Origin of the sequence: Pseudomonas sp. HMSC066A08, assembly GCF_001813025.1 — a bacterium.
GTDB lineage: Bacteria > Pseudomonadota > Gammaproteobacteria > Pseudomonadales > Pseudomonadaceae > Pseudomonas > Pseudomonas aeruginosa.
In genome coordinates this window covers 23371-37947 of record NZ_KV811330.1, presented here as the reverse complement: position 1 = coordinate 37947, position 14577 = coordinate 23371, and the positions used below count along the sequence as shown (strand labels likewise).

The 14577-nt window shown below is 67.2% G+C and carries 12 protein-coding genes; 11 read left to right on the top strand and 1 reads right to left on the bottom strand.

What is annotated here, in order from left to right:
* Both HMPREF2886_RS22260 and HMPREF2886_RS22255 read left to right on the top strand, forming a co-directional pair.
* Positions 1-970: LLM class flavin-dependent oxidoreductase (locus HMPREF2886_RS22260; protein WP_070748388.1), on the top strand; the 970-nt coding region annotated here is incomplete at its 5' end.
* Positions 960-2099 carry an LLM class flavin-dependent oxidoreductase gene (locus tag HMPREF2886_RS22255; protein ID WP_058018319.1) on the top strand — a complete coding sequence of 380 codons (1140 nt, stop codon included), beginning with the start codon at positions 960-962 and terminating at the stop codon, positions 2097-2099. The genes HMPREF2886_RS22260 and HMPREF2886_RS22255, both read left to right, overlap by 11 nt.
* Here the strand turns inward: HMPREF2886_RS22255 and HMPREF2886_RS22250 are convergent, their stop codons facing one another.
* On the bottom strand, positions 2100-3176 hold the full coding sequence (locus HMPREF2886_RS22250; protein WP_070748386.1) for a sigma-54 interaction domain-containing protein: 1077 nt from the start codon (positions 3174-3176) through the stop codon (positions 2100-2102).
* Between the two features lie 228 nt (positions 3177-3404).
* Here HMPREF2886_RS22250 and HMPREF2886_RS22245 point away from each other — a divergent pair, with 228 nt between their 5' ends.
* The 9 genes from HMPREF2886_RS22245 (at position 3405) to HMPREF2886_RS22205 (ending at position 14575) form a co-directional block, all read left to right on the top strand.
* Positions 3405-4124, top strand: a complete 720-nt coding sequence (locus tag HMPREF2886_RS22245) for an MOSC domain-containing protein (protein ID WP_033968305.1) — start codon at positions 3405-3407, stop codon at positions 4122-4124.
* Between the two features lie 199 nt (positions 4125-4323).
* The gene (locus tag HMPREF2886_RS22240) at positions 4324-4920 is read left to right on the top strand and encodes a transglycosylase SLT domain-containing protein (RefSeq protein WP_033968306.1); all 597 of its coding nucleotides are present in this window, start codon (positions 4324-4326) and stop codon (positions 4918-4920) included.
* A 533-nt stretch (positions 4921-5453) separates the two neighbouring features.
* Positions 5454-6890 (top strand): undecaprenyl-phosphate glucose phosphotransferase, encoded by a 1437-nt coding sequence (locus tag HMPREF2886_RS22235; protein WP_003111160.1) that lies wholly within the window; start codon positions 5454-5456, stop codon positions 6888-6890.
* A complete protein-coding gene (locus tag HMPREF2886_RS22230; protein WP_003089225.1) occupies positions 6890-8356 on the top strand; it encodes a mannose-1-phosphate guanylyltransferase/mannose-6-phosphate isomerase in 1467 nt (488 codons plus the stop codon). The genes HMPREF2886_RS22235 and HMPREF2886_RS22230 overlap by 1 nt, the downstream gene beginning before the upstream one ends.
* Complete coding sequence (locus HMPREF2886_RS22225; RefSeq protein ID WP_003089226.1) at positions 8356-9267, top strand: glycosyltransferase family 2 protein; 912 nt, start codon at positions 8356-8358, stop codon at positions 9265-9267. The genes HMPREF2886_RS22230 and HMPREF2886_RS22225 overlap by 1 nt, the downstream gene beginning before the upstream one ends.
* A 29-nt stretch (positions 9268-9296) precedes the next feature.
* Positions 9297-10067, top strand: coding sequence for a polysaccharide biosynthesis/export family protein (locus tag HMPREF2886_RS22220; protein WP_003089227.1), 771 nt, complete (start codon positions 9297-9299; stop codon positions 10065-10067).
* Positions 10068-10081: 14 nt separating this feature from the next.
* Positions 10082-12070, top strand: coding sequence for a GumC family protein (locus tag HMPREF2886_RS22215; protein ID WP_003113719.1), 1989 nt, complete (start codon positions 10082-10084; stop codon positions 12068-12070).
* Positions 12070-13257: a glycosyltransferase family 4 protein gene (locus HMPREF2886_RS22210; protein ID WP_058018320.1), complete on the top strand. Its 1188-nt coding sequence runs from the start codon at positions 12070-12072 to the stop codon at positions 13255-13257. Before HMPREF2886_RS22215 ends, HMPREF2886_RS22210 begins: the two co-directional genes overlap by 1 nt.
* Complete coding sequence (locus HMPREF2886_RS22205) at positions 13247-14575, top strand: glycoside hydrolase 5 family protein (protein ID WP_039028273.1); 1329 nt, start codon at positions 13247-13249, stop codon at positions 14573-14575. The genes HMPREF2886_RS22210 and HMPREF2886_RS22205 overlap by 11 nt, the downstream gene beginning before the upstream one ends.
* Positions 14576-14577: the final 2 nt, after the last annotated feature.

Here is a 14577-nt window from a genome sequence, read left to right as displayed (position 1 = left end):
CCCCGCCGAGTGGGTGCAACTGGCCCAGGCCGCGGAGTACGCCGGCTTCGACGAACTCTACCTGCCCGGTGGCACCGACCAACCGGACAGTCTGATGGTCGCCGCGGCGCTCTGCGCGCATACCCGCCGGCTCGGCCTGAGCCTGAGCCTGGCTGCCGAAGCCATGCTCCCGGCGGCGCTCGCCGCGACCTTGCAAAGCCTGCAGTCGCTATCCGCCGGACGAGTTCGCCTGCATCTCCCGGACAGCGATCGCGGCAGCCTGCGCCGGGCCTTCGGCGAAGTGCTCAACCGCGACCAGCGGCACGAACGAATCGACGAGTTCCTCGATATCCTGCAGCGCCTGTTGCAAGCCCCGGCTACCCCGCTGGACCACCAGGGGCGCTACTTCCACCTGGAAAACGCCGGTCTCGGTCTGCGCGACCTGCCGCCCACGCCCCTGCTGCTGGACGAAACCCTGGGCACGCAACGCCTCGCCAGCCGCGCGGACCTGTGCTTGATGGATGGCGGCAGCGTCGCCCAGCTGGCTGCCAGCATCGCCCGGCTGAACGAGGCGGCCCGAGGGCTCGGACGCTCACTTGGACACGTCGCCAGCTTCGGCGTCATCGCCCGCGACAGCGAAGAGCAGGCCTGGGACGACGCCGCGCGGCAGGCCCGAGCCCTCGCCGTGGCGACCGGCGACAAGCGCCGCCGGAACCCGGCGGTGGCCGAGCTGCTGGCCGGACGCGCCGGGCACCCCGCCCGCCGGGACGAGATCCATCCGAATATCTGGCGCCCCATTCCCGGCGAACCCGCCGTGCTGGTAGGCAGCTATGCCCAGGTCGCGGGACGCCTGCGCGAGTTGCACGCCGCCGGCGTGGACCAGGTCATCCTGCATGCGCCCGGTGCCGTGCGCGAGGTCCTGCGCTTTGGCGAGCGGGTCCTGCCACTGCTCCGTGCTTCCGCCGGAAAGGACGCTTCCCTTGGCCATTGAACGCAAACGCCAATCCATCGAGATCGACTGGTTCCTGCCCACCAACGGCGACGGCCACCACCTGACCAGTAGCGGCCTGCCGAAGGTCGGGCTGTTCCAGCAGGGCGAGCGCGCGCCGACCCTCGACTACCTGCGACAGGTGGTGCGGGCCGCCGAGCAGGCGGCCTTCGATGGCATCATGGTGCCTACCGCCAGCGGCTTCGAAGACCCCTGGCTGATCGTTGCGCTGATGGTCCAGGAGGTCCGCCGGTTGCAATTCATCCTGACCCTGCGTCCCGGCGTCGAACTGCCGGCCTACAGCGCGTACAAGGCCGCGACCCTGCAACAACTGAGCGACAACCGCCTGGCGCTGCACCTGGTCAGCGGCTCCAGCCGCTTCGAGCAACGCGCCCTTGGCGACTTCCTCGAACACGACGAACGCTATGCCCGCAGCGCCGAATTCCTCGACGTGTTCCGCGCCACCTGGGCCGGCCGCGAGCACCACGGCCGGCACTACCGCACTGGCAGTCCCGCTCCGATCGCCGACGAAGCGATGCTGCCGCCGATCTGCTTCGGCGGCGCTTCCGCGGTGGCCGAACGCATCGCAGCCAGCCATGCGCAAACCTACCTGATGTGGGGCGAACCGCCGGCGATGATCCACGAGCGCATCCAGCGCATGCGCGAACTGGCCGCGGCCGCTGGCCGCGAACTGCGCTTCGGGCTGCGCCTGCACGTTTTCGCCGCCGCCGACTCGCGTCAGGCCTGGCGCCATGTCGGGCGACTGCTGGAAGAGATTCCCCGCGATGCGATCGAGCGCGCGCAACGCCAACTGGCGGCCTACGAGTCGGTCGGGCAGTCGCGGCAGATCAGCCTGACCCAGGGGCGCGCGCACGGTCTGCGCGACCTGGAAGTCTCGCCGAATCTCTGGGCCGGTGTCGGCCTGGTGCGCGGCGGCGCGGGTACGGCACTGGTGGGCAGCTACGCGGAGGTCGCCGAACGCATCGAGGAGTATCGCCAGTTGGGCGTGGACAGCTTCATCCTGTCCGGCTACCCGCATCTGGAAGAAGCCATACACCTGGGCGAGGAGCTGTTGCCGTTGCTGCGTCGCGAAGCGGCCGGGGCCGGCGCACGCAAGCGGCGCCGCGACTGATCAGGCCTTGGCGCGGCCCTTGAGCAGGCCGTGGTTGACCAGCAACGTGCGCATGGCGTTGCGACTGATGCCCAGCAACGCCGCACTGCGCAGCTGGTTGAAGCCGCAGTGGGCGAAGGACTCGCGCACGATCAGGTCTTCGAGGTCGTGCAGCAGGCTGTCCCCCGGCACCTCGAACAGCCGCTGCAACTGTTCGCGGATGATTTCCTGCGGCAATCCCGCCGCCCCACCCGCAGCGCCGCGCGGGCCGGACAGCGCGGCGGAGAACTTCAGGTGCCCGGGACGCACCACGTTCTCGCCCGACACCAGCAACGCCAGGTGCACCACGTTCTCCAGTTCGCGGATGTTGCCCGGCCAGGCGTAGTCCAGCAGGGCGCCGACCGCGGCTTCCGAGAACATCGGTTCGGCGATCTTCAGGCGCTGCGCATAGATCCGCCGGAAGTGCTCCACCAACGGCATGATGTCCAGCGGACGCTCGCGCAGCGGCAGCACGCGGGCCTGGGCGACGTTGATCCGGTAGAACAGGTCGAGGCGGAAGTTGCCGGCGTCCACCGCCTGCTCCAGGTCGACGTTGGTGGCGGTGACCAGGCGGATATCGACCTTGATCGGCTTGCGCGAGCCGACACGGACGATCTCCTGCTCCTGCAACGCACGCAGCAGCTTGACTTGCAGCGGCATCGACAGGTCGCCGATCTCGTCGAGGAACAGGGTGCCGCCGTCGGCCTCCTCGAACCAGCCGGCGCGGCGGCCGGTGGCGCCGGAGAAGGCGCCTGCCTCATGGCCGAACAGTTCGCTCTCGGCAAGATTCTCGTTGATCGCGCCGCAATTGACCGCGACGAAGGCGCCCTTGCGACCGCTGGCGGCATGGATGTATCGCGCCACCAGCTCCTTGCCGGTGCCGGTTTCGCCGTTGACCAGCACCGGCACTTCGCTCGGGCCGACCCGGTCGAGGAACTCCAGCAACTGGCGCGAACGCGGATCGGCGAATACCAGTGCCTTGGCGCGGATGGAAAGAGGCTGCTTCTCGCCCTGCGGCAGCGTCAGGACGGGCGTTGCGCCCCAGGGGGATTGACTCATGGAGGACCTGCTCGAGGCATGTCTTATAAGAAGTCGATACTTTATCGCCCACTACTTATAACCATAAATATCTTAATCGCATTAGGTCATAACCGCTCGCACGACCGCGTTTCCCCGCCCCAGAGCCTTCCAGAGCGCCTATGGGTGCCTTGACAGCCATCGTCCCGATGGACGATCCTGCAAAAATTGTATTTAGTCGATACTATTTGCGCCTTAGAGAACCTTCCCATGTCCCTGACCGCCCTGCCCCTGGATGTCCTTCTCACCGGCCGCGCCCGGCCCTTCACCCGCCCCGGATCGCGCAGCGGCATCGCCAAGTCTCCGCGCGACGGCGCGCTCAGGGTCACCCCTGTCGGCCTGGAGGGCGACGAACAAGGCGACCTGCGCGTACACGGCGGCGTCGAGAAGGCGATCCACCATTATCCGCGCGAACACTACGCCGCCTGGATCGCCGAACTGGGCGAGCATCCCCTGCTGATGCAGGCGGGCGCCTTCGGCGAGAACTTCAGCACCTGCGGCTGGAGCGAAGCCGACGTCTGCCTCGGCGACCGCGTGCGGGCCGGGACCGCGCTGCTCGAGGTGTCCCAGGGGCGCATGCCCTGCTGGAAGCTCAACGACCGCTTCGAGGTCGCCGGGATGTCCCTGAGGGTGCAGGAGTCCGGGCGCACCGGCTGGTATTACCGGGTGCTGGAGGAAGGCGTGGTGGCGGCTGGCGATAACCTGCAACTGGTCGAACGGCGCCATCCGGACTGGTCGCTGCTGCGCCTGTCCGAGGTGCTGTTCGACAGGCGGGCCGACGCCGACCTGCTGCGCCAGTGCCTGGCGCTGCCGCTGACGCCATCCTGGCGGCGCACCCTGGAGCGACGCCTGGAAAAAGGCCAGGTCGAGGATTGGGGACCGCGCCTGGAGGGAGCCCTCGGCCAGGCCGAGACGCCCAGGCCGACCTGAGGAAGCGTCGCTGAAGACCTGCGTCGGACAACGCCTCGGTTCCTCGCCGACGTGCTCACGCAAGCTGTTGGCGACAGGCCGATGCCCCCGCAGGCAGGGAATCGGCCTGGGGATGCATGGAGTGATGCATCCGTCCCCGGAAAGCAGGTATAAAGCGCCAGCGTTTAGCGACCCAGACGTCTGCCAAAGGATCCCTTTCATGCTGCGGCTCTCGATGCCGGCCCTGCTCCTGGCTCTTGCCGGCTGCGCCACCAAGCCCCCCGCCAATCCCGATAACCTCTGCGAGATCTTCCGCGAAAAGCCGAAATGGCACGAGGCGGCGCTGAGGATGCAACAGCGCTGGGGCGCGCCGGTCCAGGTGCCGATGGCGATGATGTACCAGGAATCTTCCTTCAAGCACGACGCCCTGCCGCCGCGCTACTACTTCCTCGGCTTCATTCCCTGGGGCCGGGTCAGCTCCGCCTACGGCTACGCCCAGGCCAAGGACGAGACCTGGGCCGACTACAAGCGCGAGGCCGGCGGCTGGGGCGCCAGCCGCGACGACTTCGCCGACGCCCTGGACTTCATGGGCTGGTACATCCAGAAGAGCCAGCGGGTCAACGGCGTCTCCAAGTGGGACGCCTACGGCCAGTACCTGAACTACCACGAGGGCTGGGGCGGCTACCGCAACCGCAGCTACGACGCCAAGCCATGGCTGAAGAACGTCTCGCAGAAGGTCCAGTCCCGCGCCTCGCTGTTCGGCGCCCAGTACCGCAGTTGCCAGCAGGAGCTGTCGCGCGGCGGCTGGTTCTGGTAGACCCGCCCGCGCACGCCGCGGGCCCGAACCTCTTCCGCCTTCGACGAGGGCAACGGACAACGTCCGCCAAGCACCCCCAGGTCGGACCGGCACGCTCGAACGGCCAACCTGCGTCATGGAACCGCAGGCGCATCCTGCCCAGGCAGCCCGCAGCGCCAGTCAACAGGCGGGTCGTCGACCCGGCGGCCGGCCACCTGGCCGAGCGGCCTGCCCTCACCTTTCACCCCGCTTCGCTTCCCAGGCCAGAGCGCTCGCGGATTGGCGGCGTCAGATTTCCTCGTCTACTGTTTGGATAAAAGTTTGGCGCCAGAAATTCGTCAATAAATTGACTAAAAAAACTTACCCAGACTACGGATATTTCCCTGGGAATGCTAAGATAGCTATCACAAAGCCACTATCGACGAATGAACCTATTCGACGGGAAAATGACTAAACCGCGTGGCAAATGAAAAATAGTCACTAAATTGACGCTTCACCGCCTTGCTCTTCCCTATCCACTCAATGGACTGCCCGTGATCGGCAGAGCAAACAACATGCATTCGAAGTCGGTAGATAGCCTGTCGCTGACACGGGCTGGATTCATCGAGTACTTCCTGGTCGCGACCAAGCTGGTACACGCGCTCACCGCCATCGCCCCGGCGCTGTTCCTGCTGTACTACCCCGGCCTGGTTCCCGTGGAGCTGCGCAGCAACATGCTCGGGCTGCTGCTGTTCTTCGGCGCGCTCACGGTGATCATGTTCCAGGCACTGGACGTCTACTCCGACGATATCTTCAGCAACCGCCTGCGCTTCCGCATCATGTTCTTCGCCTGGGCCTCGGCGTTCTGCCTGCTGCTGTTCATGTACCAGGGCCTGGGCCTGTTTCCCTACCTCAGCAGCAAGCTGGTGATCTTCTGGTTCACCGGCAGCCTGCTGCTGTTCGGCGTGCAGCGCCTGCTGGTGCTGCGCCTGTACCGGGCCTGGATGAAACGCGGCATGTACCTGCAACGCACGGTGATCCTCGGCTTCACCGAGAGCGGCATGCACCTGGCCGAATACCTGGTGCGCAACCACGACATCCGCTCCGGCATCATCGGCTTCATCGACGACCGCTCCGAGCGGGTTCCGGAGAACTACAACTCGCTGCCGCTGCTGGGCAACACCAAGGACCTGGAGAAGCTGATCCGCCAGGAACAGGTCGACCAGGTGCTGGTCGCCCTGCCCTGGTTCGCCGAGGGACGCATCGGCGCCATCGTCCATCGCCTGCGGCAATTGCCGGTTAACGTCCTGCTGGTGCCGGACATGGCGGCCTTCCGGCATGCCCACAACCGCATCGTCGATGTCTCCGGGATCCCCATGTTCAACGCGTCCGAGCTGCCGCTGCGCGGCTGGTCGCCGCTGATCAAGCGCTGCGAGGACCTGGTCCTGGCGAGCATCGCGCTGGTCCTCTTCGCCCCGCTGATGGCCCTGGTGGCCCTGGCGATCAGGCTCGACTCCAAGGGGCCGGTGCTGTTCCGGCAGAAACGCTACGGCTACAACAACCGGCTGATCTGGGTCTTCAAGTTCCGCTCGATGTACACGGAAAGGACCGACGCCAACGCCGAACGCCAGACCACCCGCGACGACGACCGCATCACCCGGGTCGGCCGCTTCATCCGCAAGACCAGCATCGACGAGCTGCCGCAGCTGTTCAACGTGCTCGCCGGCAGCATGTCGATGGTCGGCCCGCGCCCCCACGCCACCGCGACCAAGGCCGCCGGCATTCCCTTCGAGGAGGCGGTCAGCGAATACAGCTCGCGCCACCGGGTCAAGCCCGGCATCACCGGCTGGGCGCAGATCAACGGCTACCGCGGTGAGACCGACACCCTGCACAAGATCAAGAAACGCGTGGAATACGACCTCGAATACATCGCCAAGTGGTCGGTGTGGTTCGACCTCTACATCCTGTTCCGTACGGTGCCAGCCGTACTCCTGACCAAGGAAGTCTACTGATGAACGCCGTCGCCCCGCTGATCCCCTGCATCGTTTCCGGCGGTTCCGGGACCCGCCTGTGGCCGGTTTCCCGGGAGAGCATGCCGAAACCCTTCATGCGCCTGGCCGATGACCAGAGCCTGTTGCAGAAGACCTTCCTGCGTATCGCCGGGCTGCCGGACGTCGCCCGCCTGCTCACGGTGACCAACCGCGACCTGCTGTTCCGTACCCTGGACGACTACCGCGCGGTCAACCGCAGCGGCCTGGCCCAGGACCTGCTGCTGGAGCCGGTGGGGCGCAATACCGCGCCGGCCATCGCCGCCGCCGCGCTGCATGTGCAGGAGCACTTCGGCGACCAGGCGCAGTTGCTGATCCTTCCCGCCGACCACCTGATCCGCGACGAGCAGGCCTTCGCCGCGGCGGTGGCCGAGGCTCGCGAACTCGCGGCCCAAGGCTACCTGGTGACCTTCGGCATCACCCCGGAGCGCGCCGAGACCGGCTTCGGCTATATCGAACAGGGCGCCCCGCTGGGCAACGGCTTCCGGGTCGCGCGCTTCGTCGAGAAGCCCGACCAGGCTACCGCCCAGTCCTACCTGGACAGCGGCAAGTACCTGTGGAACGCCGGCATGTTCTGCTTCCAGGCCGCCACCGTGTTGCAGGAACTGGAGCGCCACGCGCCGGAGGTGCTGATCGCCGCCCGCGCCGCCCTGGCCGACGGCAGCAGCCTGGAGAACGGCCAGTGCCGCCAGCGCGAGCTGGCCGCCGGGGCCTTCGCCGAGGCGCCGGACATCTCCGTCGACTACGCGCTGATGGAGCGCTCGGACAAGGTCGCCGTGGTGCCCTGCTCCATCGGCTGGAGCGACATCGGCTCCTGGCAGGCGCTGCGCGAACTCAGCGCGGCGGACGAAAACGGCAACCAGGTGCGCGGCGAAAGCGTGCTGCACGACGTCAGCAACTGCTACATCGATTCGCCGAAACGCCTGGTCGGCGCCGTCGGCGTGCACGACCTGATCATCGTCGACACCCCCGACGCCCTGCTGGTGGCCGACGCGGCGCGCAGCCAGGACGTCAAGTTCGTCGCCCAGGAACTCAAGCGCCGCGGCCACGACGCCTTCCGCCTGCACCGTACGGTCAGCCGGCCCTGGGGCACCTACACCGTGCTCGAGGAAGGCCGCCGCTTCAAGATCAAGCGCATCGTGGTGCGCCCCAAGGCTTCGCTGTCGTTGCAGATGCACCACCATCGCAGCGAGCACTGGATCGTGGTCAGCGGCATGGCGCTGGTGGAGAACGGCGAGCGCGAGTTTCTCCTCAACACCAACGAATCCACCTTCATCCCCGCCGGGCACAGCCACCGCCTGAGCAACCCGGGGATCATCGACCTGGTGATGATCGAGGTGCAGAGCGGCGAGTACCTCGGCGAGGACGACATCGTCCGCTTCAACGACATCTACGGTCGCGCCCCCGCCAGCGACGAGAAGAAAGCCTGATGCGCTGCGCCCTGGTCATTCCCACGCGCAACGCCGGCGCGCACCTGGACCGGCTGCTGCCGGCCCTGGCCGCGCAACGGCGGCAGCCGGACAGCATCCTGGTGGTGGACAGCCGCTCCAGCGACGACACGGTGGAGCGCTTCCGCGCCTTCGGCGCGCGGGTCGAGGTCATCGAGCCGGCCAGCTTCAACCACGGCGGGACGCGGCGCTGGGCCAGCCAGCAGGTCGAGGCCGACGCGCTGATCTACCTGACCCAGGACGCCATTCCCGCCTCGCCCGACAGTTTCGCCAACCTGCTCGACGAACTCTATGCCGAGGCCGACATCGGCGTGGCCTACGGCCGCCAGTTGCCGCACCCCGGCGCCGGCCTGCTCGGCGCCCAGGCGCGGCGCTTCAACTACCCGCCGGAAAGCCGCAGCAAGCGCCTGGCCGACGCCTCGGAACTGGGGATCAAGACCTGCTTCAGTTCCGACTCGTTCTCCGCCTACCGCAGCGACGCCCTGGCGGCCGTCGGCGGCTTCCCCGAAGACGTCATCGGCAGCGAAGACGCCTACGTCGCCGCGCGCCTGCTGCAGGCCGGCTACGCGGTGCGCTACGCGGCCAGCGCCGAGGTCTACCATTCCCACGATTACCGCTTGCTGGAAGAGTTCCGCCGCTATTTCGACATCGGCGTGTTCTACGGCCGCGAGCGCTGGATACGTGCCGCCTTCGGCGGCGCGGGTGGCGAGGGCAAGCGCTATGTCCTCGCCGAGATACAGGCCTTGCGTGCCGCCGGTGCCCTGTATCGCGTACCTGAAATAGCGCTGCGTAGCGCGTTCAAGCTGCTCGGTTACCGCCTTGGCCAGCTGGAACGCCACCTGCCGGTCGCCCTCAAGCGCCGCATCAGCATGTTTCCAGGCTACTGGAAGTGAACATCATGACCTACAGGAAGTGCTCCCTCATGAAACGCACCCTCCTCATGCTCGCCATGCTCGCCCTGGCCGCATGCAACACCCCCGCACGGATTCCCGCACCGGACAGCGACACCGTGGACAGCGGCAAGCGTGCCCTGGAAGAACTCGCCAGGCTACCGCCGGCGATGGAGCGGGTGCGCGTCGGGGACACCCTGCGGATCGTCCGCGATGCCGGTGAGATGCCGACCCTCTCGGCGTTCAACGTCGCCACCATCTACGAACTGACGCTGTACACCGTGCTCAACGACGGCAGCATCTACTATCCGTTCATCGGTCGCATCCAGGCCGCGCACCGTACGCCGCAGGAAATCGCCAACGAGCTGACCACCAAGCTCGCGCCGATCTACCGCGAGCCGCGGGTCACGGTGAACATCAACCAGGCGCCGGGCAATACGGTGTTCGTCGGCGGCGCGGTGCGCAACCCGTCGGCCGTGCCGATCCCCGCCGCCAACAACATGGAGCAGGCGATCCTCGGCGCCGGCGGCATCCTGCCGGTGGGCGACGCCCGCCGCGTGGCGCTCATGCGCGAGGACTCGGAAGGCCGCTACCACGCCTACTTCCTCGACTTCAGCCAGTTGATGAAGATCGGGCCGGAAGGCCGCAAGCCCCTGGCCATGCAGCGTGGCGACATCGTCTTCGTGCCCAAGTCGATGGTCGGCGACCGTATCGAGGGCGTCGACGTCTACCTGAACCAGTTGCTGCCCTTCGCCAAGTCCATCGGCGTCGGCGTCAGCTACACCGTCAACAACGATCGCTGAGGAGCGACATCGCCATGATAGAAATTCGTTCCTTGCGTGATCTGTTGCGCCTGCTGTTCATCTACCAGCGCGAGTTCAAGCTGGCGGCCCTCAGCGCGGTGGTGATCATCGTCCTCGGCGCCTTCCTGCTGCCGGCCAAGTACGAGTCCAACGCACGCCTGCTGGTCAAGCCGGGTCGCGACTCGACCCTGCCGATCGAGATCAGCAACCGCCAGGCACTGGTGATGCCGAGCACCCAGCGCGACCCTATCGTCGACGAAGAACGCCTGCTCACCGGCCGACCGATCGTCCGCCAGGTGGCCGAGCGCTACCTCGAGGTGCTGGCCAACCGGCCGCCGCCGGAGGGCCTGTGGAAGCGCACCAAGTTCTATGTGAAGAAGGCCATCGGCGCGGTGTTCGACGGGATTCGCGTGACCCTGGAAACCTTCGGCGTGATCGAGGAAACCACTGCGGTCGAGCGCCTGGCCAAGGACCTCGAGAAGAAGTTCGAGGTCACCCACGCGGCCGGCTCGACGGTGATGGAGATCAGCTTCACCTGGAGCGAGCCGGAGGTCGCCCAGGAAGTGGTCAAGGCCTGGATCGAGATCTACATGGAAGAGCGCACCCAGGCGCTCGGCCGCAAGAGCCTGTACGCCTTCTACGAGGCGCAGACCGCCGACAGCGCGGCGCAGATCAAGAGCTACAAGGCGCAGATCCTCAAGCACCTCAACGAGATCGGCGCATCCAGCATCGAGGACCGCCTGCAGGACCTGTCCGAGCGGATCAACGTGCTGCGCGGCGAGCGTTTCAACTCGATCCGCCTGATCGCCTCCTCCGACAGCGCCCTGGAATCCACCCGCCAGCAACTCAAGGGGCTGCCCAGGGAGATCGTCACGGTGCGGCAGATCGCGCTGAACCCGGCGCAACAGGACCTGCGCCGTCTGCTCAACCAGAAGCGCCTGGAACGCGCCGACATGATGCGCACCTACACCGACGACGCGCCGCCGGTGAAGGCCCTGGACGCCTCGATCCGTGCCCTGGAGAAGGAAGTCCAGGACGAAGGCGCCACCGTGCAGAGTTCCGAGGACCGCGCGCCGAACACCCTGACCACTCACCTGGAACGGGTCCTGCTGGACGAGACCAGCAACAACGCGGCCCTGCGCACCCAGCTCGCGGAGCAGGAAAAGCAGCTCGCCGAACTCGAGGCGCAACGGCGCGAAGCGCTGGACATCGAGCCGACCCTGGCGCGCCTGCAGCGCGAACTGAACGCCACCGAGCGCAACTACGCGCTGTACGTCGATAGCCTGGAGAAATCGCGGATCGACCGTGAGCTGGACAAGAGCCAGATCAGCAACATCTCGGTGATCGAGGAAGCCACCTACAACCCCGGGCGGATCTTCCCGAAAACCCTGCTGATGCTGTTCCTCGCCGTGCCCTTCGGCCTCGCCGTCGGCCTGCTGGTGGTCTATCTCTGCTACCTGCTCGACCAGCGCATCCACGACGGCGGCCTGGTCGAGGAGAAATTCGGCCTGCCGCTGTGGACCACCCTGCCGGAACTGAGCAACAGCACCGCGGAGAGCAGCAACGCCTTCACCGCCAGCATCTACCGGCTGTACGGGCTGCTGCCCTACGCGCGCATCGAGGAAAAGGGCCTGACCCTGGGCCTGACCTCGGCGCGCCACGGTGAAGGCGTGACCTTCATCATCGAGCAACTGCGCCGCCTGCTGGAGGAAAACGGCGTGCGCGTGCGGATCGGCGGCGAACCGGCCCAGCCGGGCGAAGTGGTATTGCTCGACGCGCCGGCCCTGCTGGACAGCCGCGAGGCCTTCATCGCCCTGCGCCGCGCCGACCTGATCGCCCTGGTGGTAGAGGCGCAGAAGAGCACCGTGCCGGTGGTCGAGCATGCGCTGACCATCCTCACCACGGCGTTCGGCAAGGTCGACGGGATCATCATCAACCGGCGCCGCTTCGAGGTGCCGAGCAAGGTCCTGCAGACCATCGCCCGCTACCGGAGCGCGTTCTGATGCGGATCGCCCTCCTCGCGCCCCTGCCGCCGGAAAAGAATGGCATCGCCGACTACGCCAGTCATTTCCGCAGCGCCCTGCAGGGTCTCGGCATCGAAGTAGCCACGCCGCTCGCCGGTATGGCGGCCGACAGCGCGAATATCGCCAGCCGGCTGGACAGCGTCGACTGGAACGGCTTCGACCTGGTCCATGCCGAGCTCGGCGGCGGCCGCCTGGGCGAGTTCATCGCCCTGCGCGAGCTGCGCAAGCGCTTCCCGCGCCTGCCGCTGAGCGCCACGGTGCACGATCCGGAGCGCATGGTCTGGCGCCGCGAGCACCTGCCCTGGCCGCTGAACCTGCTGGAACGCCTACCCTCTCCCCTGCCCCAGGCCGCCGTGGTGCTCGCCGACCCGCTGACCCTGCGCGAAGAGCGCGCCGTGGCCCAGGGCCTGACGCGCCTGGTGACCCTCACCGGCCTGGGCGGCGAGTGCCTGGCCCGGCGGATGCGCCTGCCGCCCGGGCGGGTCGAGGTGATCAACCACGGCAACCTGGAGATCGCCACGGTGCCGCTGCCGTCGCTGGATACCCTGCGCCTGCTGTACTTCGGATTCATCTATCGCGGCAAAGGCATCGAGGACCTGCTCGAGGCGCTCGCCGACCTGTTCGCCAGCGCGCCGGAGATGCGCCAGCGCGTGCGCCTGACCCTGGCCGGCGGCACCGCCGCGGAAATGGCCTTCGGCGCCGGCGGCAACTACCTCGACCAGTTGAAGGCACAGATCGCCGAGCTTGGCCTGGCCGATGCCATCGACTGGAACCTGAACCTGGCCGCCGCGGATATCCCGCGTACCATCCAGGCCCACCATGTTATGGTCCTGCCGTACCGCGAATCGAAGAAACTCGGCCTGCTCGGCCAGCAGCGCGGCACCAGCGGCGCCCTGTCCTGGGCGGCAGCCTGCGGGCGCGGCGCGATTACCTCGGACGCTCGCGCCTTCGCCGAGGAAGTCGCCAGCGGCAACGGCGCCATCTACCCTCAAGGAGACGTGGCAGCCCTCTCCGAACAGTTGTTGAACCTCGCTCGCGAACCCCGCCTGGCACAGGCCTGGGCCGAGCGCGCCGGAGCGATCGGCCATGCGCGGACCTGGCCGCGCACCGCGCTGCGCTTCCAGGCACTGTTCAACGACATGGTGGGAACCGTTCATGGCACGTAAGGGACTCTATCTGGGCGGCAGCGCGCTGCTGCTCGCCGTGGTACTGCTGCTGGTGTTCTGGGGGCGTCCCGCCGACGCCGAGATCCAGGTACTGAAGGCGCCTCGCACGGTGGTCTGGAAAGACTTCCTCGGGGTCAACGCGCAGTTCCTCTGGTTCAGCCCGGAGCGCTACAACAAGCAGATCGACCGCCTGCAGGACCTGGGGCTGGAGTGGGTGCGCCTGGACCTGCACTGGGACCGCCTGGAAACCGCCGAGGACCAGTACCAGTTGGCCTCCCTCGACCAGTTGGTCAAGGATCTCGAGGCGCGCCAACTGAAGTCGGTGTTCTACCTGGTCGGCTCGGCCCGCTTCATCACCACCGCGCCGTTCTACTCGCCCTTCCAGGACCAGTATCCGCCGCGCGACCCGGAAGTCTTCGCCCGGCGCATGGCGATGCTCTCGCAGCGCTACCCGAGCGTGGCCGCCTGGCAGGTATGGAACGAGCCCAACCTGATCGGCTTCTGGCGGCCCAAGGCCGATCCGGAAGGCTACGCCAAGCTGCTCCAGGCCAGCACCATCGCCCTGCGCATGGTCGACCCGGAGAAGCCGGTGGTTTCCGCCGGCATGGCCTTCTTCAGCGAGATGCCCGACGGCCGCACCATGTTCGATGCCCTCGGCCACCTGGGCGTGGAGAGCCTCGGCACCATCGCCACCTACCACCCCTATACCCAGTTGCCGGAAGGCAACTACCCGTGGAACCTGGACTTCGTCTCCCACGCCAACCAGATCAACCGCGCCCTGCGCAACGCCGGCGTGCCGGCGATCTGGAGCACCGAGTGGGGCTGGTCGGCCTACAAGGGGCCGAAGGAGTTGCAGGACATCATCGGCGTCGAAGGCCAGGCCGACTACGTGCTGCGGCGCCTGGCGCTGATGAGCGCGCTGGACTACGACCGGATATTCCTTTTCACCCTCAGCGATCTCGACCAGCGCGCCAGCGTGCGCGACCGCGACTACGGCCTGCTCGACCTGGACGCCAACCCCAAGCCGGTCTACCTGGCCCTGCAACGCTTCCTCAAGGTCACCGGGCCGAAGCTGCGTCCGGCCGATCCGCCGGTCACCGAGGACCTGCCCGACGGCTCCTTCAGCATCGGCTGGACCCGCGAGGACGGCCGCAACGTCTGGCTGTTCTGGTCGGCCCGCGGCGGCAATGTGCGCCTGCCGAAGCTCAAGGAGGCCACCCTGCACGATCCGCTCAGCGGCAAGGTCACGCCCTTGAGCGGTAGCGACGGCCTGGAAGTCCCGGTGAAGTCCAGCCTGCAGATGCTGGTCTGGGAGTGAAG